This window comes from Actinoplanes campanulatus (assembly GCF_014647795.1).
GTDB lineage: Bacteria > Actinomycetota > Actinomycetes > Mycobacteriales > Micromonosporaceae > Actinoplanes > Actinoplanes campanulatus.
The window spans coordinates 161,691-184,778 of the sequence record NZ_BMPW01000008.1 but is presented as its reverse complement, the minus strand read 5'-3'; the positions used below and the strand labels follow the sequence as shown (position 1 = coordinate 184,778).

18 protein-coding genes and 1 pseudogene are annotated in these 23,088 nt (G+C 69.5%); 10 read left to right on the top strand and 9 right to left on the bottom strand.

The genetic code is table 11. The features are described from left to right. The first annotated feature begins 82 nt into the window (after window positions 1-82). From IEZ13_RS17295 to IEZ13_RS47905, 3 genes and pseudogenes are all read left to right on the top strand, one after another. A complete protein-coding gene (locus IEZ13_RS17295) occupies window positions 83-3,886 on the top strand; it encodes a hypothetical protein (RefSeq protein WP_183218706.1) in 3,804 nt (1,267 codons plus the stop codon). A gap of 22 nt (window positions 3,887-3,908) precedes the next feature. Next, window positions 3,909-4,910 carry a nitronate monooxygenase gene (locus IEZ13_RS17290; protein WP_183218705.1) on the top strand — a complete coding sequence of 334 codons (1,002 nt, stop codon included), beginning with the start codon at window positions 3,909-3,911 and terminating at the stop codon, window positions 4,908-4,910. 166 nt (window positions 4,911-5,076) lie between these two features. Next, window positions 5,077-5,205: pseudogene (locus IEZ13_RS47905) on the top strand (oxygenase MpaB family protein); the annotation flags it as partial. Between the two features lie 255 nt (window positions 5,206-5,460). Here the strand turns inward: IEZ13_RS47905 and IEZ13_RS17285 are convergent. After that, a complete protein-coding gene (locus tag IEZ13_RS17285; protein WP_183218704.1) occupies window positions 5,461-6,324 on the bottom strand; it encodes a tetratricopeptide repeat protein in 864 nt (287 codons plus the stop codon). A 428-nt stretch (window positions 6,325-6,752) separates the two neighbouring features. Here IEZ13_RS17285 and IEZ13_RS17280 point away from each other — a divergent pair, with 428 nt between their 5' ends. Beyond that, window positions 6,753-7,112: a hypothetical protein gene (locus IEZ13_RS17280; RefSeq protein ID WP_183218703.1), complete on the top strand. Its 360-nt coding sequence runs from the start codon at window positions 6,753-6,755 to the stop codon at window positions 7,110-7,112. 251 nt (window positions 7,113-7,363) lie between these two features. Here IEZ13_RS17280 and IEZ13_RS17275 read toward each other — a convergent pair whose 3' ends face one another. The 3 genes from IEZ13_RS17275 to IEZ13_RS17265 all read right to left on the bottom strand — a co-directional run bounded on the left by IEZ13_RS17275 (window position 7,364) and on the right by IEZ13_RS17265 (window position 9,276). Next, window positions 7,364-8,239, bottom strand: a complete 876-nt coding sequence (locus IEZ13_RS17275) for a helix-turn-helix domain-containing protein (protein ID WP_183218702.1) — start codon at window positions 8,237-8,239, stop codon at window positions 7,364-7,366. Window positions 8,240-8,248: 9 nt separating this feature from the next. Then, complete coding sequence (locus tag IEZ13_RS17270; protein WP_183218891.1) at window positions 8,249-8,680, bottom strand: SRPBCC family protein; 432 nt, start codon at window positions 8,678-8,680, stop codon at window positions 8,249-8,251. Between the two features lie 260 nt (window positions 8,681-8,940). Further along, window positions 8,941-9,276 carry a hypothetical protein gene (locus IEZ13_RS17265; protein WP_183218701.1) on the bottom strand — a complete coding sequence of 112 codons (336 nt, stop codon included), beginning with the start codon at window positions 9,274-9,276 and terminating at the stop codon, window positions 8,941-8,943. A 335-nt stretch (window positions 9,277-9,611) separates the two neighbouring features. Between IEZ13_RS17265 and IEZ13_RS17260 the strand changes: the two genes are divergently transcribed. Continuing rightward, the gene (locus IEZ13_RS17260; protein ID WP_183218700.1) at window positions 9,612-10,052 is read left to right on the top strand and encodes a hypothetical protein; all 441 of its coding nucleotides are present in this window, start codon (window positions 9,612-9,614) and stop codon (window positions 10,050-10,052) included. Between the two features lie 410 nt (window positions 10,053-10,462). Continuing rightward, window positions 10,463-10,945 (top strand): SMI1/KNR4 family protein, encoded by a 483-nt coding sequence (locus IEZ13_RS17255; RefSeq protein WP_183218699.1) that lies wholly within the window; start codon window positions 10,463-10,465, stop codon window positions 10,943-10,945. A 44-nt stretch (window positions 10,946-10,989) separates the two neighbouring features. Here IEZ13_RS17255 and IEZ13_RS17250 read toward each other — a convergent pair whose 3' ends face one another. Both IEZ13_RS17250 and IEZ13_RS17245 read right to left on the bottom strand, forming a co-directional pair. Then, window positions 10,990-11,535 carry a hypothetical protein gene (locus tag IEZ13_RS17250; protein WP_183218698.1) on the bottom strand — a complete coding sequence of 182 codons (546 nt, stop codon included), beginning with the start codon at window positions 11,533-11,535 and terminating at the stop codon, window positions 10,990-10,992. 148 nt (window positions 11,536-11,683) lie between these two features. Further along, window positions 11,684-13,438 carry a M20/M25/M40 family metallo-hydrolase gene (locus IEZ13_RS17245; protein WP_183218697.1) on the bottom strand — a complete coding sequence of 585 codons (1,755 nt, stop codon included), beginning with the start codon at window positions 13,436-13,438 and terminating at the stop codon, window positions 11,684-11,686. A gap of 622 nt (window positions 13,439-14,060) precedes the next feature. Between IEZ13_RS17245 and IEZ13_RS17240 the strand changes: the two genes are divergently transcribed. From IEZ13_RS17240 to IEZ13_RS17225, 4 genes are all read left to right on the top strand, one after another. Then, complete coding sequence (locus tag IEZ13_RS17240; protein WP_183218696.1) at window positions 14,061-15,671, top strand: glycosyltransferase family 2 protein; 1,611 nt, start codon at window positions 14,061-14,063, stop codon at window positions 15,669-15,671. 62 nt (window positions 15,672-15,733) lie between these two features. After that, a complete protein-coding gene (locus tag IEZ13_RS17235; protein ID WP_203833697.1) occupies window positions 15,734-16,510 on the top strand; it encodes an HlyD family secretion protein in 777 nt (258 codons plus the stop codon). Beyond that, on the top strand, window positions 16,507-18,645 hold the full coding sequence (locus tag IEZ13_RS17230) for a glycosyl hydrolase (RefSeq protein ID WP_183218694.1): 2,139 nt from the start codon (window positions 16,507-16,509) through the stop codon (window positions 18,643-18,645). The genes IEZ13_RS17235 and IEZ13_RS17230 overlap by 4 nt, the downstream gene beginning before the upstream one ends. Before the next feature lie 38 nt (window positions 18,646-18,683). Next, a complete protein-coding gene (locus IEZ13_RS17225) occupies window positions 18,684-18,824 on the top strand; it encodes a type II toxin-antitoxin system YoeB family toxin (RefSeq protein ID WP_229794750.1) in 141 nt (46 codons plus the stop codon). Window positions 18,825-18,845: 21 nt separating this feature from the next. Here the strand turns inward: IEZ13_RS17225 and IEZ13_RS17220 are convergent, their stop codons facing one another. From IEZ13_RS17220 to IEZ13_RS17210, 3 genes are all read right to left on the bottom strand, one after another. Next, window positions 18,846-19,982, bottom strand: coding sequence for a hypothetical protein (locus tag IEZ13_RS17220; protein ID WP_183218693.1), 1,137 nt, complete (start codon window positions 19,980-19,982; stop codon window positions 18,846-18,848). A 62-nt stretch (window positions 19,983-20,044) separates the two neighbouring features. Continuing rightward, window positions 20,045-21,184: a hypothetical protein gene (locus tag IEZ13_RS17215; protein WP_203833698.1), complete on the bottom strand. Its 1,140-nt coding sequence runs from the start codon at window positions 21,182-21,184 to the stop codon at window positions 20,045-20,047. A 355-nt stretch (window positions 21,185-21,539) separates the two neighbouring features. Further along, a complete protein-coding gene (locus IEZ13_RS17210; RefSeq protein WP_183218691.1) occupies window positions 21,540-22,829 on the bottom strand; it encodes an IS110 family RNA-guided transposase in 1,290 nt (429 codons plus the stop codon). Window positions 22,830-23,088 lie beyond the last annotated feature (259 nt).

Below are 23,088 nucleotides of genomic sequence, written 5' to 3'. Positions count from 1 at the left end.
CACCTGCCCGGAGTTCGGCGAGCACCGCTGTACCGCTTGCGATGGATACCGGTGCCCGCCGCCCCGCCGCTACCGTGGCCCGGTGCCACCGACGGAGCCACGACGGCGCCTCGCGCAGGTCGCCGGCGGTGTCGCCGTCGCGGCCTGCCTCGCCGTCCTCCTGGCCCGGCACGAGGGCGCACTGTCCACCGCGGATCAGCTGGCGAGTGTCGGCAGCCTGATCGTCGCCCTGGTCCTCGGCGTGCTGGGGCTGCGGCGCGGCGCACCCACCACCCCGGACCCGGCGGACGATGCCGCGGACCGGCTGGCCGAACGGGTGCGCAGGCAGTGGCGGCACGAGATCGGCGTACGCCGTCTGGAGCAACCGCGAGCGCTGCGCCTCAGCTGGACCCCCGCGACGCCGGCCGTGGCCGGCGTGCCGGCGCCGCTTGCCGGAAGCCTGGACCGCGACGCCCCGGCCGCGCACCGCCTGGTGGAGCTGGTCCGCGCGACCCGCCCCGGCCAGCTGGTGGTGCTGGGCGCGCCCGGCTCCGGCAAGTCGAGCCTGATGACGCTGTTCACGGTCGCCGCCGTCGACCTGGCCGAACCGGGCGACCCGATTCCGGTGCTGCTGGCCCTGCCCGCCTGGGACACCCGTGAGCCGCTGGACGACTGGATCGCCCGCCGGGTCGCCGGGGACTATCCGGGCACACGGGCGGACCTGGTCGCGGAGGGTCGGGTCCTGCCGATCCTGGACGGCCTCGACGAGCTTCCGGATCCGGCTCTCGCCTTCGACGAGCTGAACCGGATCGCGGCGAGCCTGCCCGGCCTGGTCCTGACCTGCCGCGACGCCGAGTACGAGCGGGCGGTCGCGGCCCGGGGGCCGCTCGGCAGCGCGGCGGTGGTCCGGATCGAGCCGGTCCCGCCGGACGACGCGATCGCCTTCCTCACCGACAGCGACCTGCGCGGCAGCACCCGCTGGCTGCCGGTCGCGAGGCGGCTGCGCGACGACCCCGGCGGCGACCTGGCCACCACTCTCACCAATCCGCTGATGATCTCCCTGGCCCGGGCGGTGTACCGGGCGCCGGCCACCGACCCGGCGGAGCTGCTGCGGATGCCCGGTGACATCGTGGACACCCATCTGCTCGGTGAGTTCCTGCGTGCCGCGTACCCGGCGGAGCGGGATCGCCGCCGGCTCGCCCTGCTCGCCGCCGGACCGCAGTTGCGCTGGTGGACGCTGGCCTCCCTGGTACGCTCGGCGGTCCTCACCGGGGTCATCGCGGCACTGCTGGCCGGGCTGGGCGCGGCCGCGGGCGCCGGGATCGCGGCCCTGAGCGGCTACCGGTTCGGGCCGGCCATCGGGTACGCCACGGTCACCGGCCTGGCCCTGGGCGTCCTGGCCGGGCTGCGCACCGCCCGTACCGCCCGTGGTGGCGAGCCGTCCGGCGGACTCGGGGTTCTGGCCGCGGCGCTGCGCGACGGCCTGGCCGCAGGCACGGTCTTCGCCATCGGCGGGACGGCCGCGCTGGCCGCCATCGGCGGGAGCGGGGCCGGGCTGCTCGGTCCGCTGGCCCTGCTCGGCGTGGTCGGCGGCACCATGTTCGGGATCATCAGCAACGGTCTGGCGGCGGGCCGCCGGATCGTCCCGTACCGCTTCGGCCGCCGGGCCGCCACGCTGCCGCGCCGGATCGCGCACGGCTGCGTGACCGCGTCCGCGTTCAGCCTCCCGGCGGCCGCGGTGATCGCCGTCCTGAACGCCGTCGAACGCTGGGACCCGGCGCAGGGGGTGCTCCCGCTTGTGCCGTCGGCACTGGCCGGGACCCTGGTGACCGGTGTGGGCGGCGCCCTCGCGATCGGCGTGCCGATCGGGGTGGGCCGCTGGCTGAGCGTCCCCGACGTGACCGATCCGGATCAGGCGGTTGCCGCCACGTTCCGTTCCTCGCTGCGCAGCGAACGGGAAACGCTGCTGATCACGACGCTCGGCGCGGGCCTCGCGGTGGGCGCCGTGACCGCCGCCGCGGTCGGCCTCTTCGGCGACGGCCTGCCCGGTCTCGGTGACGGCAGTGTGGCCGCGACCGCTGCGGTGGCTGCCGCGGTGGCGGCCGCGCCGGTGATGGTGCTGGCCGTCTTCGGCTCCGGCGCCCCGTGGATCGCCTACACGGTGGCCCGTGCCTGGCTGGCCGCGCGCGGCCGCCTGCCCTGGCGGCTGACCCGCTTCCTCGAGGACGCGCACCGCCGCCAGGTGCTGCGCCAGGACGGCCCGGCCTACCGATTCCGGCACGAGAGGCTGCGGTCCCATCTGGCCGGCGATCCGCCGCCGGCGTCTGCCACGCCGAAACCCTCAGGGGTACGCCGGAGCAGCACGACCGCGACCGCTCTCGCCGGCGTCGTGCTGCTGCTGGTGACCGGCACGACGGTCGTCCCCGCGGCGGCGCGGACGGTCGCGGCGAAGGTCGCGGACGCCGCGTGCCGGTTGTCTCTCCGGGTGGCCGTGGCCGAGTCCGCCGTCGACACGGTTACCGACGCCGCGAATCGGTTCAACCGGCTGGAGAACGCGGTGTGCGACCGGATCCAGGTGCTCGACGCGGGCCCGGATCCGCTGGCCCCGCCTCCGGACGGCGCGGACGTGTGGATCCCCGAGTCGTATGCCGCCATCCGGGCCGCTCCGCCCGGGGTCACGATCAGGTACCCGCTCCTGGGCGAGGGCGGGCTGGTCCTGGCGTTCCCCGAGCGGGCGAAGCCCCATCTGGACGGGGCCGGCTGGCCGGAGATCGCCGGCTATCTGAGCGATCCGGGCCGCTGGCGACGTGACACCGGTGGACGGCTCGGACCGCTGCGGGTGATCCTGCCGGACCCGGGACGCTCGGCGGCCGGGCTCTCCGCGCTGACCGGCCTGGCCGCCGGGGTCGCCGGGAAGCAGGAGCTGTCCGTACGCGACTCCGGGGATGCCGCGAACTGGACCCGGGTCGCGGACGTGCTCGCGAACGTGGCCGATGTCGAGCAGCACGGGCCCGCGACGCTGTGCGAGCGGGAGTGGGACGACGGCGTCACCGTGGTCATCACCGAACCCCGGCTGGTCCGGGACGTCAACACGGGGTGGTGCGGCTGGCTCCCGGCCCGGCGCTGGCACACGACCGCGCTCGTGTCCAACGGCATCGAGGCCGACCTGCCGTTCATCACGCTCGCCTCGGTGGGGGCCGACCGGGAGGATCTCGCGAGCGCGTTCTACGACTTCCTGCGACCCGTGCTCGCCAATCCGAATCCGGACCGGCTCCTGCCGGACATCCGGGACATGGTCCTGGTGGCGGTGGCCGCCCAGTGGCCCCTGGTGCGACCGCCGGTGACCGCCGTCCTGGTGGTGGACGCGTCGGGATCGATGAGGGGCCGGATGGACCGCGTCCGGCGGACCGCACGTCCCGGGATGGCGGCGCTCGGTACGGGTGACCGTCTCGGTCTGTGGTCCTTCTCCGGCGGGCGGCGCCCACCCGATCCCGGCTACCGGCAGCTCGTCGCCACCGAACCGGCGCGCGACGTGTATCCGCTGGTCGGCGCCACGATCGACCGGATCGCGCCGGGCGGTGACTCGCCGGCAGGGACGGCGGTCGCCGGGGTGCACCGCTGGATCCGGGAGACGATGCCCCGGAACCGGCACGTAAACCTCGTCGTGGTGTCCGACGGCGTCGGGGACCGTCCGTACACCGCGGCGGCGGTCACCGACGAACTGGTGAACCGGGACGGTCCACCGGTGGAGACCATCCTGATCGAGCTGCAGGACGAGCCGGGCTCCGGCGATCCGTACACCGTGACGCCACCGCGTCCCGGCTACCGGGGTGCGATGACCACGTTCGCGGTGAGTGCCGACGATGCCGCGGCGGACGCCTTCCGGCAGGCGTTCACCTGGTATTGAGCAGGCGTAATAGGGTCGGCGGATGCGTGCTCCGATCCCGTCCCTGCTGGTCGCCCCGATGGCCGGCGGCCCGTCCACTCCCGCTCTGGTGATCGCCGCCGGGCGAGCCGGCGCCCTCGGTCTGCTGGCCGCCGGGTACAAGACCCCGGAGGCGGTGGAGGACGAGCTGCGCGCGGTGCGGTCCGCGGGGATCGGGTACGGGCTGAACATCTTCGTCCCGTCGCGCCCGCCGTCCGACGTCGCCGCCCTGGAGCGCTACCGTCGCCTGCTCCAGGCCGAGGCCGACCGGTACGGGGTGGACCTGCCCCCGCTGCGCCTGCGCGACGACGACCACTTCGACGCCAAGGTGGACCTCGCCACCGCGTACGCGCCACCACTGGTCAGCTTCACGTTCGGCGTACCGGATCGGAATGTGGTGGCCGCGTTGCAGGCCGCCGGAAGCCTCGTCGCGGTGACCGTGACGTCCGCGGCGGAAGCCGCGCCGGCCCTGGCCGTGGCCCCCGACCTGCTGATCGCCCAGGCCGGTACGGCGGGCGGCCACGCCTCCACGACCACACCGGCCACCTACCGGGGCGCCACGACGGCCCCGGAGATCCTGGCCGCGATCCGGTCGGTGACGGATGTGCCGGTGATCGTGGCCGGTGGCACCGGATCCGCGCCGGATGTGCGCCGGCTGTTGTCGGCGGGCGCGGCCGCGGTCCAGGCGGGCACCGTGTTCCTGCTGGCCGAGGAGGCCGGCACCCGGCCGGCGCAGCGTGCCGCCATGCTCTCCGCGGGCGCCCACGAGACCGTGGTGACCCGGGCGTTCACCGGCCAGCCGGCGCGGGCGCTGCGCAACCGGTTCACCGACGAGTACTCGGCGGTCGCTCCGGTGGGCTATCCGGCCGTACACCATCTGACCGCGCCGATCCGGGCGGCGGCCGCCGAGCAGGGCGACGCCGGGGCGCTCAACCTGTGGGCCGGCACCTGCTTCCCGGCGGCCCGCCCGGCGCCGGCCGCGGACATCATCCAGTCGCTAAGTTAACCGACCTGGCTGTTGCTGTAGACGAATAATCGCACCATAAGCTCGGCACTCTTCACAGCAAGTCAATCATGGTATACACCTCCAGGTCTGCACCGCACCGTCACCACGCTCCAGGTCAGCGACCAGGCCCGGGAGATCGCGGCCGCGCTCATGAGACCGAAGAAACATCCCGGCCGTGCTGCGCCCCGCGAAGCCGCTCAACCGCCTGGTCACCATCGGGCTGCTGCCGGAGCCGATCCGGGCCGGATTCGGCTACCCCTGGTCGTCCCGGCGGCAGCGGACCCTCGACGCGTTCCTCGCCACCACCAAGGTCGTCTACCCACCCCACCTGGCTACCCCTGAACATCTGGCTGCCCGCCTTCTCCGGCAACGACGTCAAGGCCGGCCAGGTCTTCATCCGCGCCGGCACGGTCCGCGGCAGCGACCTGTCCGCCGACGTCCGCTCCACCTCGCTCGACTGAAATTCACCAGCGAACGGGTTGTCCACGCACGAACCCGCCGACCGGGCGCCGCCTCCTGTTGTCGGTGTTCTCGCGCTCCACGCGGCGGCTCAGGGCGGAGATCCTGTCGAAGGCCGTCCCTCGGTAACCCGGTTGCCGTTGCCTGCTCCTGTCAGCAGCGACATCAGTGCGCCCAGGTCGCCGTCGTCGCGGAGCCGGGTCGCCTCGGCGGTCAGCTCTTCGTCGCGGTCGTGCTTCGCCAGGAGGTATCCCAACCCCTTGTAGGCGTCCAGGTCCCGGTTGGCGATCGCGTCGCGGATGACGGCCAGGGCCTCGTCGATGCGGCCTGATCGTTCCAGTGCGCGCGCCAGCCGGGGACGAAGGTGGCCGAGTCCGCCGGCGAGGGCCCGCGCGTAGACCTCGATGGCCTCGTCCGTGCGACCCAGCTTTTCCAGCAGCTCCCCGAGCGGCCACGGAGCGACGCCCTCAGCGTCGATGGCGATCCGGTAGGCGGCTACAGCCTCCTCATGACGGCCTCGGTCGGACAGGAATCTGCCGAGCTCGCTGCCCGCCGCGGTGTGGCCGGCAGCGATCGCCGCGCGGTACACGGCCTCCGCATCGTCCGCACGATCAGCGTCCTTCAGCAGGTCCGCCAGCCGTGACCAAGCCCATGGTTCGTCCGCCGCAACGGCCGATGTGCAGGCGGCGATCGCGTCGTCGGTGCGCCCCGCCGCGTCGTACAGCCCAGCCAGAGCGCAATGCGGTGCCGGGTGGCCGGCCGTCACAGCCGTCCGCCACGCACCATGAGCTTCATCGACTCGTCCCCACCGGGCCAGGAACTCTGCAAGCGATTCCTGGTCTTCCCAATCACCGTCGTCGGCAGACTCCCGCCGCAACGCGACAGCCTCGTCCACCCGTCCGCTGTCGGCCAGCCAATCGGCGCGGTCGTAGGGATCTCGAGGACCATCGCTCATGGCGGTCACCATAGGATCCACACACCCGTGACGGAACCTCATTTCCAGGGCGGCAACGGCAGTCCACGAGCTGCTGCTCCGGCTGCTCCGGCGAGCGAACAAGTGTTCACCTGGGCAATTCGCCGAGCCCGATGTCTCCCGTCAGCCGTGACGGGCAACGGCAATGTGCCTGTATGCCGCGAGTCGCTCGCTATCCGACGCGACGAGGCACAGAGCCCGACTGCGAGAGGGCCCAGCGATGTGCGCCGGGCAGGCTACCGATCGGCCAGGTTGGGCCGGTGAGCGATACGTCCGGGAAGAGTACGCGACGCCTGACGGCGTCGAGGGGGCGCGATCGCGACCAAGGTCGAGATTGGGCTGACCTGGCGCAGCTGCCGATACGGGAGGATGATCTTGATGCATAAGGACCGGTGCGTTGGGAGGCAACATTGGGAACGCGGAAGACTTCCGTCACCGAGGTACCGCACGACGAACGCGGGAATCTTCTGTTCTACGTCGAGGGGGCGCATGGCTGCTCCTACCTGGACGACGACGCGTACTGGGTGACGTACAGCATGCGACCCAATGTCGCCTTCGCCGCGACGCTGACCCTTGACTCGATGCGGTCTGGGCGATCCGCGAAGTATCTGGTCTGGCGCGACGCCGAGGGCCATCACTACCCAATGTTCATTTCGGACCTCACGACCATGTTGCCCCTGGTGACCGTGCGTCGCGGCGTCGTGTCCGGGACCTGGATCGTCCGAAAGAAGGGCCAGAACTTCGGCATCGCGCTAGCGTCCGACACCTGAGTCACGTACCGGCTGATCGACTCGACTCCGGCCGCTCGCCGTCGGCAATGCCGGTGATCATGTCAAGGCCGTGCTCAGGGCCAATGGACCGCGCCGTTCCCGTTCGGTGAGCAGGCTGAGCCGTGTGCGGTGGCGACTGGGCCGCGCCGGCCGTCACCGCTGAGGAAGTGGCTGAGCACCTGTCGGACGCCGAAGAGAAGATCCGCAAGTCGCGAAGTGGGCGTGGCCCGGGGCGCCTCGGGCGTTACCACTCAGCTTTGGGAGCGGAGTCGGTACTGCGACGGGCGAACGCCGAACTCGCGGAGGAAAGCCGTGGACAGGTGGGAAGGGCTGGAGAAGCCGCACTGCGCGGCGACTGCGGTGACCGTACCGCCGGCATCAAGGAGCCGGGTGGCTTCGCGCACGCGCAATCGGGTGAGATGACGACCTGGCGTTTCCCCCGTGGCCCGCTTGAAGACGCGCAGGAAGTGGTACGGACTGAGATTGGCCGCCGCGGCCAGGTCAGCGAGGGTCAGCGGGTCGCCGAGGCGGTCCCGCATCAGGGCAACCGCATTGCGTACGCGCGCATCCTCACGGCCCGACGGTGCGTCCAGCCGCCGCCTGCCGTAGTGAGTAACGAGGTGCGCGGCGAGGAACTCGGCGGCGATATCGCCGTACATCGGGTCGGCCCGCTGCCCGGCGGCGGCCGCGAGCGAGTTCAGCAGGGGCGCGAGTAACGCGTCACCGGGGCGCTCCTGCCGGCCCGGCTTGGTCTGGGCGCTGACTCGGTCGACGATGTCGGCGGGCACGTGCACGTGCACACTGCTCATCGCGGCGGACGTGGTGTAGCGAACCTCGGTGGGAACCCCTGGGGTGGCCCGGCCCAACAGGCCCGGGACGATCGCATACTTCCGCCAGCCGTCGGCGGAGCGCACCTGCATCGTTCCAGCGCCGCGCGTGATCGCCCAGAAATGGTGATCGGACGACGCGGGCAGATTGATCACATCGGTGGCGGGCCGGTGGTCGAAGCGTTGCACCAACAGCGATCGCCAGCCTGCCTCATCCCAGCTCGACAGCCGCCGGGCGACGTGCCGCTCCGTGTCGAAGCCAGCGTAGCCGCCCTGGTCGAAACGCTCCCGATGATGCACTCGGCAAGCCTACGCAGCCCGGGCGAGCCCCTCCACCATCCGGCGCATCGTCCGGTTCATCAGCGGCCGCATGAACAGGTGCACCCCGAAGGCCACTTCGTACGTCCCGCGCCAGCGGATCGACGTGCCGCCGGCCGCGGCCGGACTGAGCCGAATCTCCGCCCGATAATCGCGTAGGTACGGGTTATCGGCGTCCACGTACGCGAAAAGCCGGCACGGTTCCAACTCCACGATCCGCTCGCTGGTGACGACCCGGCCGGTGCGAAACGCCCGCACGGCACCTACTCCGTCCTGTCCGTCGTCGGAGACGTTCGAGGACCTCTCGGGCATGAGTTCATCCACGGTGCCCCACTTCGGCCAACTGCTCGCATCGACGAGCAACGCCCAAATCCGCTCGGGATCAGCCGGCGACTGCGCCTCGGCATCGTAAGAACCCTTCATGAACAGCACGTTAGTGGCGTTCCATTGGCACAAGCGACCACGTCATTGCTCTTCGCATGCACCGTATTGCGCTGTTGCCGGGACGGTGTGTCGGCAGTTGGTGGTCGAGGATCCGGGCGGCTGGGTTCGGGTGAAACAGCCGAAGTCGCACAACGGGGTGCGCCCGCTGGTGCTGGCCCCGGTGCCATTTGCCACGTGGCCAGGACTACCGTTGTGAGCCGGCCCTGTGGTTCCGCCGCGTCACCGGCATCGCCAACCGTTCATTCGGGCCCGTAGCCCGGCCGCCATGGCTCCGCGCGGATCGCAGCCATCTGCCCATCTGCGGCACGCCGGAACAAGACGAAGGCCTCCTGACGTGACACGCCGGTTCGATGGAATGGTCTGCCATCCGATTCGGTGTTCTCCAGGACAACCAGCCCACGATCGCCGGCGAAGACCCCGATTCCCCATCCTGTGGCGTCTTCCGATAGCCAGACGTCACCGTGTTCGGCGTCTTCTCCCTCGTCCAATTCCGCCAGTAGTTTGTAGAGCGTTTCATCAGGTATCTCGTCGTGAGCCGACGATGCGCCATGTCGCCATAGAAGGGAAAAGCTCATACCACGCTCCAGGAGATCATCGGGCACATCGCTCGGTCGTTCAGACACTCTCACATGCCGTGATCCGCGTCGGCAGTGCTGTGGAGAACGAGCGCGCGCAGTGACCCGCCTCCAGTTCGTCGCCGACCACACCGCCATTACCGCGACCAGAGCCGGGTACATCCGCGAGAGCCGAACCAGCGTACGGACTTCACGCGTACGTCATGGCCGTTTTCCGCAGGTCAGCACAGTGGCAACTTCGGCTGGGATGCACCGGCGGCTCGCGGCCGGTGATCAGCGCGGCCACCTGACCCCGGGGCCGTCCGCCTCCCCGGTGGCGGGTAGGTTCGGGACCGATGAGCTCCCTTGACGAAGTGGCGAAGCGCGACGGATGGCGCTGCTGGGTGTGTGACGAGCCGGTCGAGGCCGGCATGTCGGTGAACGATCCGCGGGGCCCCAGCGTCGACGCCCGGACCGCTGACCGGAAGGCCAAACTGGCCGAGCGGCTCGCCCACCGGGCCTGCAACTCCCGCAAAGGCGCGGTCAAGATCGTCATCGCCTGGCCGGACCGGCTCAACGTGATCGAGCCCGCCCCGCTGCTCACCGTCGCCGAGCGCCTGGAACGCAAGGGCGGCCGGGAACTGGTGGCCCGCTGCCCGAGCCGCAAGGACGCCCAGGAGGCGGCGGACTGGCTGGCCGACCGCTTCACCCGCCTCGTGCCCGGCCTCCCGGTGACCACGACCGTCGAACCGGGCGGCGGCCAGTTCCTCGTCGCCCTTTCCACCGGCCGCCGCTGAACCCGTCCCCGCGCGCTCGTCGCGGGGCAGAGGCTCAGGCGACCCGCGGAGTCGGGGGCCGTCGGGAGTGCCAGCATGGAGACGTCGCCGGTCTGCTCCGGCGATGGCGATGGCGATGGGATCTCGGCAGTCGCGGGAGCGACCTGTGCCAGCAGCGCGGTGAGGCGGCCCACTTCGTCGGCGGCCAACTGGAACGAGCCGCGGCACACGGCGTCCGCCCACAACGAGACCACGACCACCTGACGGTTCTCGTGGTAGCTGACGCGCATCGTCCGGCCGTCGCCGCGTACGTCGGTGAAAACGTCACCGACTGTCGGCATCGGATACACCTCACCCATGTCCGCAGTCTCTCCCACGGACACCCGATCTGGAAAGATCGCGGAACCGCCCGGGATGCGTACGATCCGCGCATGGAACTGACGGAGTTCGAGGCGCTCGCGGAACCCTTCTGCCGGGAGGCGGCCGAACAGCAGGCCCGGTACGGGTTCAACCCCATCGAGGGCCTGACCGTCACCGCGGCCGAGATCGCGGCCGTCGAACGCGGGATGGCGGTGACCCTGCCGGACAGGTACAAGGCCTTCCTGACCCGGTTCGGCGCGGGCCTTTTCGGTTTCGTCGAGCTGTTCCCGATCGTGCCCGTGCCGGGACGGTACGACGACCTCCGGACCGTGAACGACCAGGAGTTCCCCGACCGCGATTTCGTCGTCGTCGCCCCGGTCGGCACCGGTGACCACTGGGGTTTCCCGGTGGTCGCCGGGCGCTGCCAGGAGCAGGTCTGGTTCCACTACCACGACGTCGACGACGACGAACTCGTCGCCGCGGACTTCCTGGAGTTCCTGGCCGAGCAAGGTTTGAAAAGTTGCAGCGACCGGGCCCTGGAACGCCGCGACTGACCAGGCAGCGGTCAGGACCGGCTGAGGTACGGGACCCGGCGGGCTCAGCCTCCGGAGGAGGAGGTGCCGCCGCCGGAGGTCGTGGAGCCCCCGCTGGAGCGGCCGACGACGTTGGTCTTCACCGTGCCGTTGGAGACCGCGCCCGTGCTGGGCAGCTTGAACGCCCGCCGGCTCGCCCGGTCACCGGCCGGGAAGTAGTCGCCGCCGTCGAGGTAGGTGCCGACCGGGTAGCCGCGCGAGTACGTGGGGGAGTACCAGATGAGGTAGAGGCCGCTGTCCTCCTCGGCGCAGGACTCCTCCTCGACGACCATGCCCTCCTCGTCGGCGCAGTAGAACACCTCCTGGTCCATCGGCTCCTCGATGGGCGCGGTCGTGACCGGCTCGACCGGAGTCGTCGTGGGCGCCGTGGTCACCGGCGGCTCGAAGTCCTCCGCCTCGGCAGGGGCGTCCCAGGTGTAGCCGGAGGTGTCCGCCGACTCCCACTCGTCTTCCGGCGAGGAGCTGTCGCAGGCCGCGACGCCGCCGGCCGCCAGCGACAGGAACGTGGCCGTCAGCACGACCTGACGGGAGCTGATGCGCCGGCTTCTCACCGGGCGGGCTCGTTGATCAAATTCATGGCTGCAGGCTAGCTGGCCAGAGCCAATTCACGCTGTCCCGCCGGGGCCGACTGTCCAGCCCTCCACACCGAGCCGGACGATGCCGCGGGGCGGCCTGCCGCACGGCATCGTCCGGTTGCTGTCAGCTGACGGTGAGCGCGGTGTCGTCGATGACGAACGACGTCTTCAGCGAGGAGTCTTCGACCCCGGTGAAGGTGAGGGTGACGGTCTGCCCGGCGAAAGCGGCCAGGTTGTACGAGCGCAGGGTGTACGCGCTGGCGTTGAGGTTGGAGAACACCTGCAACGTGGTGCTGCCGGCCTTCACGGTCAGTTTGTCGTACTGGGTGGTGGTGGTCGTCTCCGTTGTGATGATCTTCAGGTAGAACGACAGCGTGTAGGAGCTGCAGCCGGTGGGAAGGGTCACCGACTGGGACAGGGTTTCGGTGTTCGTCGAACCGTTGCCGTTGAGCCACGCGTCACGGGTGCCGGTTCGCGGTGTGCCGTCGCCGGTGTTCGCGCCGATGACTCCGGTCGAGGCGGTCCACGGTGCCGTCGCGGTTTCGAAGCCGGGATTGCCGAGCTTCTGGCCGGCGCCGGTGCACCCGCCGGTCCCGTTGACCGTCAGCGTGTACGAAGCGCTGTGGGTCGCCGAGCCCGTTCCCGTCACCGTGATGGTGTAGGTACCGGCCGCGGCGGCCGTGGTGGTCGCGACGGTCATGGTCGATGATCCGCCGGAGGTGACCGACGCCGGGCTGAAGCTCACCGAGACACCGGCCGGAGCACCGGAACTCGTCAGCGCGACGGTCTGCGCGCTGCCGGCGGTGGTGGCGGTGTTCACGGCGGCCGTGGCCGGGGAGCCGGGGTTCACCGAGCCCGTGTTCGGGCTGAGCGACACCGAGAAGTCGTTGGCCGTCGAGGTGCCCGTGGTGAGGGTCCACGCGGCGTACAGCTCGGCGTTGGCCCAGCGACCCAGCGAGGTGGTGTTGATGTTCGACGGGTAGGTGTCGCAGGCCTTGTGGTAGCAGGGGTCGTAGGCCTGCCCGGCGGTGCCGCCCCACTTGGTCACCTGGGCGCTGGTCTTCGTGTAGCTTGCCCCGGTGGAGTTGATCGACGAGGGGATGCCGGCGTTGCGGAACGATCCGTCGTCGCTGCAGCACTCGGTCGACGTCTCGGTGGGCACGTTGATCGAGGTGAAGTACTCGCGCAGCTTCACGGCGACGGCGTCGGTGCCGGTCACGAAGTAGCCGCCGTTGGTGGAGGCGATCATGTCGAAGGTGCCGTACGCCTTGATCGCGCTCTTCTGGGCCGTGGTCAGCGAGTTGACGTAGAACTTGGAGCCGATCAGTCCCTGCTCCTCACCGGCCCACCAGCCGAACCGGACGTGGTTGGTCATGGTCGGGTTGTTCGCGGCCAGTTGGAGCGCGGCTTCGAGGAGCGTGGCCGTGCCGGAGCCGTCGTCGTTGATGCCCGGGCCGGCCGACACGCCGTCGGAGTGGGCTCCGAACATGTAGGTGTTGCTGGTGTTGCCACCCGGCCAGTCGGCGATGATGTTCTTCCCGGAGCCGCTGCAGGTGGTACACGTCTGCACGGTGACGGTGAAACCGGCCGCCTGCAGCTTCTGCTGCAGATATGTCGTCGTCGCGGTGTGCCCCGCCGTGCCGGTGGCCCGGTTGCCGCCGTTGCTGGTGGCGAAGTTCTGCAGTTGTTGCAGGTGGGCGTTGACATTGGCGACATTGACGGTCGGCGGAGCTGCCAGCAGGGAGGCGCTGGTCGCCGGCGCGGATGAGCCGGACGACCGCACGCCGGTCGAAGCCGGCGCCGGCAGGGCGCTGAGCGCCACCGTCGCCGCGACGAAAACAGCTAGGGCAGATCCTGCCGTCACCGTTCTGAGTCTCATGAGGGGGCTCCTAGGGTCGAGGCCGATTCACGGCCGGCCGTAGGAGAACAGGAACATGCCACCAGCCACAAGATATCGAAACACTTATATCTTTTGGTCAGGTACGTCTGCCGGAGCGGGTCGACGGTGGTGTCGTCGGCGTCGAGGGTCGCCGGGTTGCCACTGCCGGCGGCGTCGCACCCGGCACGTCCGCCGCGAGCACGTACGTCAAAACTCAAGCCGAGGGACTGGCAATGAGACCCGAAACGGGAACGGCGGGATCGATCATCTGCCGGTCGAGGCCGGATCGCGTCACCACGGTTTCGATTGCATTACCAGGACTCGCCATCTCGCCGGCGAACCATGTGACCTCACCCACTGGCCGGTTCTCATGGTGGAATTTAAGAGACTGAAAGGTCATCAAGATTTAACGCGTCCACATGCTTAGCAGCAGTTCAGGGCCGATGCCGAACAATAGGTGAAGATCATTAGGCGGTGCGCGAGGAAACGATCTCATCAATTTGTAACTCGTGCCGAATATGAATGTTCGTGGCGATGTGTCGCGCGTCGGCAGATGTTCCTGTTTCCTGGTCTACGGCACCGAATCCACGGCGCTACATATCGAAGGCTTTCGGGAGCATCCATGACGGCACCGCCAGTTCCGCCGGCCCGGGCAGCCCGCCTGGCATGGCGGCCGTTGCAGCGTTCGACTCGGGTAGCCATCATCGCGGCGCTCGCCGCGACCCTGTTCTATCAGCTGTTCCTGCTCAACCCGGCGTACCGCGGGCCAGGCTGGCTCTGGTTCGCCATGCTTACCGCCGAGGGCCTGACCGCCCTGCACCTGATCGGTACATGGTGGACCATCCTGGCTCACGACGACCGGCCCGAACCGGTGGACGCCACGGTCTGGCGCAATCGGCTACGGGCCGGCTCGGACGCGCCGTCCATCGACGTCTTCATCACCGCGTACGGTGAGGAGCCGGCGCTGGTCCTGCGCACCATGATCGCGGCCCGCGACATGGACCTGCCACACCGGACGTTCCTGCTCGACGACGGCGACAGCGATGAGCTGCGCGAGATCGCGGACCAGGTGGGCATCGACTATCTGCGCCGCCCGGGCGGCGCGCATGCGAAGGCCGGCAACGTCAATGCCGGGCTGGCCCGTACCAACGGTGAGTTCGTGGTCATCTTCGACGCCGACCATGTGCCCGAGCCGAGCTTTCTGCTCAGCATCCTGCCGCACTTCCACGACCCGGACGTGGCATTCGTCCAGTCTCCGCAGTTCTACACGAACAACGTGAATCTGGTCGCCACCGGCTCCGGCGAGGCTCAGCGCATTTTCTACGAACTCGTCTGCCCGGGTAAGAACCACTTCAACGCCGCCTTCTGCGTCGGTACGAACGTGATGTTCCGGCGGGCCGCGCTGGACAACATCGGCGGCATCTGGACGGGCAGCAACTCCGAGGACATCTGGACGTCGATCGAGCTGCACAAGCGTGGCTGGAAGTCCATCTACGTCCCGCAGGTGCTGGCTCGCGGGCTGGCTCCACAGGATGTCCCGTCGTACCTGAAACAGCAGCTTCGCTGGGCGAGCGGCGGTTTCGAGGTGCTGCTACGCGGGCGGCTGTTCAAGCGGGGCATCGGCCTGACGATCGACCAGCGACTGCAGTACCTGTTCTGCGGTACGCATTACCTGCTGTCCATGGCGATGCTGACCTTCATGCTCTTCCCGGCGCTCTACCTCCTCTTCGCGCTGAGCCCCATTCGCGCCGACGGCTTCGCATGGGCGACCCACTACCTGCCGTTCCAGGCGGCCGTGCTGCTGGTCACCTGGCTGCAGTCGGGCGGCTTCAAGCTTTCGGCGATCGTGGCCAGCATCGGTGCGACGCCGGTACATCTGCGAGCACTCGGTGGCGTGCTGCTCGGGCGGCCGGCGAAATGGAAGGCCACCAACGCCGGCGGCGACGGCACCCGATCGCTGTGGGCGGTCATGCCCCTGTTCGCGCTGTTGGTGCTGAACGTGACCGCCATCGTGGTCGGTGTGCTCGTGATGGCCGATCCCGGCCCGACCTGGCTCTCCGTCGGCTGGGCCTCCATGATCGTTCTGATACTCGGCCGGATGATCCTCGAATCGATCACCGGCGGCCGGCTCCGGCAAGGCGCGACGCCATCTGCCGGACCGCCGGAAGCCCAGCCCTCGCCCGCCGGCGAAGAGGCCGCCATCCGGCCGCGGCACGTCGCGGCGAACGCCTGACCCCGGTTCTGCCCACCCCGTCCGCCGCCTGACCCGGTCCACACCGCCGAGAGGGTACGACCATGAGCGCCACGATCGACAATGTCAGAACCCACGACAACGACTCGACCAGGGTCATTCGGCGCACCACACCGGAGGCCCCGCCGAAGCGCCGAGGACGCGACGCACTGCGCGTCGCGCGTACCAGCTTGGTAGTGCTGATCTTGCTGGCAGCGGCCGGCGCGGGCGGCACCCACATCGTGCGGCAGCGCCTCGCCGAACGAAACATGGTGGATGCCGGCACGGCCGTGCTCATCGCGAAGCCGATCGCGGTCGGTTCGGCCGACGCCGCGGTCGTCACCGACATGCTGACCACCGAGCGGACCAGCGTCACCGCCGGCGCGGTCCTGGCCACCGTCACCCTGACCGCGGACGGGGACGGGAACACGCGACGAGTGCAAAAGCTGCAGGCGCCGGCCGCGGGCATCATCACCAAGATCAATGTCGCTCCCGGGCAGATCGCCCGCGCCGGTGAGCCGATCGTCACCCTGTACGACCCGGCCAAGGTCGCCTTCGCGGTCGACGTCCCGCTGGAGAAGTTGCGTAAGTTCCGGCTCGGAATGACCGCCTACGTGACCGGCCCCGGCCTCTCCAGCCGGATAACCGCGACGCTGGAGAAGGTCGAGCCGAAGGTCGATGCCGGCCAGCAGGCGAGCGCCGAGGACCAGTTGACCGTCGTGCTGCGGCCGGACCCGGCGGCCCGGGCGACCGTGCGGACACTCGTTCCGGGTCTGCAGTTCGCCGTGGTCGTCGACACCACCACGGCCGCCGGCAGCACCCCCGCGGTGAACAGCGCATGAACCGCCGCATTCTGACCATGACCGCGATTGCGGCGCTCACCGCACTGGCAGCGTGCACCTCCTCGCCCGACGCGGCGCCGCCGGACCGGGTTCCGGCCCCGCCGCCGCAGAATGCCGGAACGGTCATGGAGGACGCCGCCGCGTCGCCGCTCACCATGCCCGTCATGACCGGCCGCGGAAGCATCGCCGAGAAGCTGCCGGCCGGCTCCGCCCCGGCCAAGGCCCCCACTCAGGCCGGCGACCTCACGGGCCAGGCGGTGCCGACCAACCAGTGGTGGAGCTCCGCACTGACCGGGCCCCGAACCCAGCCCATCTGGACCCACCCGCTGGCCGTGCAGGCCGCCGCCGACGGCCTGCAGATCAGTGGCGCGTCGCTCACCGCCTCCGCGAACGCCGTCATCACCCCGTTTCTACCCGCCCTCACCGTCGGCACGGCCACCGGCGCAGTGACCGTCGTAAGCTACGGCGCTTTCCACGTCGTCCTCCGGGTCGGGCTCGCCGGCGGCGGCCGGGTCGACGTCACCCTCGCGCAGGGCAGTCCGGTGGTGTGGCTGCGCTTCGACGGGGCGGCGCCCACCGTGAGCGGCATCTTCCGCGACGTCGGTAGCTCGCCCACCCGGGTCCGGCTCGACATCGGGGGCGCGCGCTGGGACGTTCTCGGCACCGATTTGGCGCAGGCCGGAACCACCATCACCGGGTCGGGCCGGCAACTCGCCGTCGCCCGGGTCCCGGTCGGCGCTGAGCGGGCGAGCTGGGAGAAGGCCAGCACCGGCGATCCGATCGTGCAGACCACAACCACCATGGCGTACGACGCCGCGGCCGGGACGGTCAGTCAGACGCTCACCGCACGCCGGGCCGCCGGCGGAGCCGGAGCGTGGGCCCTGCTGCCGCACCATCAAGCCGGCCTGGTCGCAGGACCGCTGCCACTGGCGGGCTCCTATCCGAACGCACGAGGAACGATGTCCCTGGTCACGGCCAGCGCGGTGCAGGTCAGGATCTCGATGCCCGGCCTGCTCACCGCCATGCCGAGAGTGTCGCTGAGCCAGGCGGCGAACAAGGCCGTGCTGGCCGACCTGCACCGTGACCTGGCCGATCCGCCCGGCACCGGCGGCAGCTACTTCGGACTCAAGGAACTCGGCCGGCTGTCCACCATCGCCGAGGTCGCGGCCGCCTTGGGCGCGGACACACAACGCATGGCGGCGCTCAACCGGTTGCGGCCGCAACTCGTCGACTGGCTGACCTACACGGGACCAGACGACGGGCGCTACTTCGGCTACGACCCGATCTGGGGTGGACTGATAGCCGTCCCGGCCGAGTTCGGCGCACAGGACTACAACGACCATCACTTTCAGTACGGCTATTTGGTCCGATCCGCAGCCGTGCTGGCAACGGCGGATCCCACATTCGCCCGCGACTACGGCGACGTGGTCGACCTGATCGTCCGCGACTACGCCGGTTCACTGGCGATCGGCCCCGCGAGCGGGCTGCCGCCGTTCCGGGCCTTCAACGCCTATCTGGGCAGCTCGGCCGCCTCCGGGTTCGCCCCCTTCGCGGACGGCAACAATCAGGAGTCGTCCAGCGAAGCGGTGGCGGCCTGGGAGGCCGTGGTTCGCTGGGCAGTCGTCCGTGACAACGCCGAGATGACCGGGTACGGCATTGCCCACTACGCTCTGGAGGCCGCGACAGCCCGAATGTACTGGCTCGGCGAGGGGTTGACCCGCGAGGCCGGATACGCGCACACCACGGCCGGCATCGTCTGGGACGCCAAGATTGACTATGCGACCTGGTTCGACCCCAAGCCGGAGTCCGTCCTCGGCATCCAGCTACTGCCCTTGACGGCTGGTGCCTTCTACCGCGGCCCGTCGGCCGCCCGCCAGAAGGATCTGGGCGACGAGCCCACGGTCTGGGGCGACCTCTTCGCCGCAGACCTCGCCCTGTCCGACCCGCAGGCTGCCCGCCGCCGGCTCGACGCGGGGGTTCCCCGGGAGGAGAGCACCAGCCGGGCGATGGTCCGCTACTGGATCGAGGCTCTGGCCGTGCTGGGACCTCCACAGCCGAAAGCCGTCGCGCCGGTAGGGTCGCTGGCGTTCGGGCCCGCAGACGCTTCGCGGATCCTCCGGGCGCCCGAAGGGTAAGCAACGACGGCCGGAGCGGGCTCGGCAGATCCACCACCGTGGGCATCGGCAAACCGAAGATCCTCCGGAACAACCTCGCAGGACTCCGGTCACGGCGCATCGACGACGAACACCGCATGGTGTACGCCGTCGAGCCCAACGAGATCACCATCATCTCCTGCCGGTACCGTTACGAGTAACGCCGACCCTATCGTTGCTGCTCAGCGGCGTTTGGCAAACTCTGCCAACCGCTCGCTGAGCGGACTCACCCGCGGGCGCGGCGGCCGATCGAAATAGCCCGGCTTGACCTCACGCATCAGCGCCTCACCGTCCCGGCTCCAATCGAACCGTGGCCGTTTCAGCAGCCGCCGGAACACGACACTCGCCTTCTCGGGATCCCTCGCCGCCAGCCGGCGCAGGACCATCGGCTCCACGCTGTCGTCCTCGAGATAGGACAACGTCTGCTCGCGCCACCGGCGGCGTCGCAGCAGGTCGGGGTTCGCGAACGCTTCCTCCACGAGGCCGAACTCCGCATAGAAGCCGAGTCCGTCCGTCTCGTCGTAGATCAGCGCCACCGTTTCCGCATCGGTCAGGTCCGGCGGCAACGACATCGACACCACGGGAGGGACGTCCTTCGGGTCCGGTCCGAGAACCGCGTCCCGGCAGTACCTGTAGTAGCCGTCGAGCCGCTCCTGTGTCTGTTCTCCCGGGACCACCAGCAGGTCGCTGCCGAAGAACTCGACGAACCGTGCCCGGTCAGCACGCTGGTGTTCCCACGCCAGTGCAATCTTGTCCGGGTTTCGGAACACCGCTTCCGGCGTACGCAAGGACATGTCCAGCGCGAGCTGATAGGCGATGCCCCGCTCGCTCCCGCGCAGGATCTGTACCGGCCCGCTCAGCATCCACTCGTCACCGACCGCGACCAGCCGGGCGATGATGAACGAGCGGCGCGGCATCTGCTTGAACACGGCCGGGCCCATGTTCGACCGGACCCGATAGGTCAAGTCGTCGACCAGGCTCTCCACCAGAAGCGCGGACCCGTCCTTGCGCTGCACCTCGAACGGGCCCTGCACCACATCACGCCAGCCGAGCAACATCTCCCGCTCGACCTCCGGCAGGTCCGGCCGGGCCTCCACGAACTGCTCCACCACCGTCCGGCCGTTCGCCAGCCGGTGCTCCAGCACGAAACAGTCCCAGAGCAGCATCCACCGCTGCTCATCGGCGTCTTCCAGGCCGTTGCCGTAATCGGCCAGAAAACTCGACGCAGCCCGGTCGTAGCGGGGCTGCTGAGAGAACGCCACCAGCTCGCCCTTGAGGTCACCAGCACGTCGTAGCAGCGCGGCATCAGACATCGACATGCCACAAACCTATGAGCTGCCAGAGTCAGATCGTCACGGGGTGCCTCGTTCGAGTAATCAGATCAGCCGGTCAGATATCGAGCGAGGCGTTCGGCGTTGAGTCCCCGCATCGCGTCCTCCACGGCTTCCGAGTCGGAGAGATCGACACCACGGGCCGTCAGCTCCGCGGCGATCTGCTTGGCCGGGCCCCACGCCGCCGTGTCGTCGAACGCCTCCTCGAACGATGGAAGGAACGTGTCGACGGCCTCGACCGCCGGGCTGATCCACTCCAGATCGATCTCACGACGTTCCAAGACGTACCGGATCCAGCGTCGCAACACCTCCGGCAGCGCGGCACGCTGCTCGACGTCCAGCGCCGCCTTGCGCGGCAGCCAGTCGGCCAGGAACAAGCCGACCTGTCCCGGGCTCCAGCACAGCGGACCGCTGGTCATGTAGCCGTCGCCGTAGTCCAGGAACAGGTCGGCCAGCGACCTGACGACCATATCCGCCGCCGGCGCGAACCCGTCCAGCAGTCGTTGCCGTTCCTCATCGCCCATCGGCTGCCAGTCACGGAAGTCCGGCAGGTACGACCGGCATCGCGACCAGGCCAGCGCCCGCAAGTCGACGAAGTCCTCGCCATCGTGACGGGGCCAGGTCATGTCCGTGCTCCGCAACGCGTCCGCCAGCTCCGCCAGCGCAACCTCGACCGGGCACTCGACGGCCGGCATCGGCACCTCGCCGGACTCACGCAGCCGGTCCCAGATCTCCGCAGCCCCGGTCTGCAGTACCGCCAGCTTGTCGACAAGCACACCACCGGCGAGGGAGATCTGCGCCATCAGCGTGTGCGGCGTCTGCCCGGCGAACTCCACGAACAACACGTGCTCGCTGTCCCAGACATCCACCGCCCGCCATGCCCGAACCGGCTCGAATGCAGGGAGCTCGGACCACTGCGGCACCGGCTGACTCTCCGACAAGATCTCCAGCGTGCCGTCCAGCATCGACCACTCACCAGAGGCGGCGACACGGCGCAGCGCCGCCACCGCGGCCAGCCCGTGCGGCGACGGCCGAGTCGACGCCCGCCCCACCACCTCCAGGTGGAACATCTGCTCCGGCTCACGCTCGCCGAGCCCCGCCGCCGACCAGGCCGCACCGAGCCACCCACTGGCCCACTGCTCGAGCTCAAGCACACTGTCCTCGGACACGATCGTCACCGCGTCACGCATCAACCGATCCGACAACCTCAGCTCACGCACCGGGCGCTGCGGACGCTTCGGCTTACCTCGTCCCGCGGGACGACCACGACTCTTGGGCATGCACCCCGTTTACCACATCCAGCCCGGGACAACGCCTGAGCGACCCGCGGTTCGCGCAGTGCCACATTCGGCCAGCACGAACACGCAGGCCAGGCATGAAGTGGGGCGGGCGGGGCTCGAACCCGTGGCCGAGAGCCTCTGAGGAAGCGGCGGTCTGCCCGGCCTGCCCGGGCACCGATCTAGCTCGAAAATCGACAGTGACCGGACGCGCGGCAGCATCCCGCGTCGCGGAGCGGCGTGGGATGGGTCTTGGTTGAGGCGGTGGCTATGCGGCGAGGTCGAGGGTGACGGTGTAGCCGAGGGCTTCGAGCTGGCGGATGTGGTTGCGTTTGCGGCGTTCGGTGTCGGTGCGGCTGAGGTAGAAACCGGAGCCGAGATCACGGAAGCGGGTTTCCAGGTCGGACAGCAGGTGCCAGATGATCGTCAGTACGGATCGGCCGACCGCGACGATCGCGCGTTTGGCGCCGCGTCTTCGGGCGATGCGCCGGTAACGTTCGCCGAGGAATGTGTCGGTCCGGGCGACGCTGACGGCGATCTGCCCGAGGACCCGGGCGAGGTAGCGGTTGCCGTGCCCGGTCGAGCCGTTGCCTTTGCGCCGGCCGGCGGACTCCTTGACGCCGGGTGCGAACTTGGCCCAGCCGGCCAGGTGGGCCGGGGTCGGGAAGCGGGTCATGTCGACGCCGATCTCGGCGACGATCGTGGCAGCGGCGGCCGAGCCGATCCCCGGAATCTCAAGCAACCGGGCCGCTGCTTGCGCGAAAGGGGCCAGTTGCGCCTCGATCCGAGCATCGACCTCGCGGATGTCGGCCTCGATTTGCTCGACGCGGGCGATCATCTTGCCCAGCAGGAACGCGTGATGATCAGTGAAATGCCCGGTCAACGCCTCGTATAGCGCCGGGATCTTGCGCCGCAGGCCGGCCCGGGCCAGTTCGGCCAGGGTCTGCGGGTCACGCTGCCCGGCGATCAACGCGGCCATCATCAACCGCCCGGACACCCCGAACAGGTCACTGACCACGACCGACAGCTTGATCTGTGCGTCTTCGAGCAACTTCTCCGCCCGCTGGCGTTCCGCACCGGCCTCGGCAATTAGATCGACCCGATACCGAGTCAAATCGCGCAGCATCCGGATCGGTGCCGGCGGCACGAAACTGGGCCGGATCATCTGCCGCTCGGCGACCTTGCACAACCACACCGCGTCCAGCTTGTCGGTCTTCGGCCGCCCGGGTAGATGCTTCACGTCGCGGGCGTTGACCAGCCACACCTCGAACCCGTGCGCTTCGAGCAGGTAGAACACCGGCTTCCAGTAGTCACTGGTCGCCTCCATCACCACCCGCGTCACGCCCAGCACGGCCAGCCGCTCAGCCAACCCGATCAATGAACGGGTCATCGTGGCGTAAGTCCGTACCTCCTGCATCCGCCGTCCCGGCCGAGCCTCATCCGGCACCCGCGCACAGCAGACCAGCGACGCCTTACCGATGTCCAACCCCGCGACATGCGTGATGATCTGTTCCTCGTCCTGGGCCTGTTCCAGCACCGACACCCTCCCGACCAGCATCAACCAAAGGGGGATCGCCCGCGGCAGCCACAGGATGGGTGAATCTAGCTCTCGTGCTCGCAGCAACAATGAAGGGCCCATAACGCGGCTGCCAGCGTCCGACTAACTCACGATCTCGTACGAATCAAGAAGACACGACGTCAGCAGGCGACCAGCAACGATTTTCAGCCCGGAACGGGCCGCCCGCCAGCGGCGAAAAAACTCAGCCCGGCGGGCGCGGCGCGGGCCGCCATTGGGCAGCGAGATCGCGCCGACCGGA

Excerpts from the sequence above, each read along its gene's own strand:
- IEZ13_RS17265 (WP_183218701.1), bottom strand. The coding sequence starts at position 9,276 with ATGAGCTTTTCCCTTCTATGGCGACATGGCGCATCGTCGGCTCACGAC.
- IEZ13_RS17220 (WP_183218693.1), bottom strand. The coding sequence starts at position 19,982 with ATGTCGATGTCTGATGCCGCGCTGCTACGACGTGCTGGTGACCTCAAG.
- IEZ13_RS17270 (WP_183218891.1), bottom strand. The coding sequence starts at position 8,680 with ATGAAGGGTTCTTACGATGCCGAGGCGCAGTCGCCGGCTGATCCCGAG.
- IEZ13_RS17260 (WP_183218700.1), top strand. The coding sequence starts at position 9,612 with ATGAGCTCCCTTGACGAAGTGGCGAAGCGCGACGGATGGCGCTGCTGG.
- IEZ13_RS17230 (WP_183218694.1), top strand. The coding sequence starts at position 16,507 with ATGAACCGCCGCATTCTGACCATGACCGCGATTGCGGCGCTCACCGCA.
- IEZ13_RS17255 (WP_183218699.1), top strand. The coding sequence starts at position 10,463 with ATGGAACTGACGGAGTTCGAGGCGCTCGCGGAACCCTTCTGCCGGGAG.
- IEZ13_RS17290 (WP_183218705.1), top strand. The coding sequence starts at position 3,909 with ATGCGTGCTCCGATCCCGTCCCTGCTGGTCGCCCCGATGGCCGGCGGC.
- IEZ13_RS17240 (WP_183218696.1), top strand. The coding sequence starts at position 14,061 with ATGACGGCACCGCCAGTTCCGCCGGCCCGGGCAGCCCGCCTGGCATGG.
- IEZ13_RS17245 (WP_183218697.1), bottom strand. The coding sequence starts at position 13,438 with ATGAGACTCAGAACGGTGACGGCAGGATCTGCCCTAGCTGTTTTCGTC.
- IEZ13_RS17285 (WP_183218704.1), bottom strand. The coding sequence starts at position 6,324 with ATGAGCGATGGTCCTCGAGATCCCTACGACCGCGCCGATTGGCTGGCC.
- IEZ13_RS17235 (WP_203833697.1), top strand. The coding sequence starts at position 15,734 with ATGAGCGCCACGATCGACAATGTCAGAACCCACGACAACGACTCGACC.
- IEZ13_RS17210 (WP_183218691.1), bottom strand. The coding sequence starts at position 22,829 with ATGCTGGTCGGGAGGGTGTCGGTGCTGGAACAGGCCCAGGACGAGGAA.
- IEZ13_RS17215 (WP_203833698.1), bottom strand. The coding sequence starts at position 21,184 with ATGCGTGACGCGGTGACGATCGTGTCCGAGGACAGTGTGCTTGAGCTC.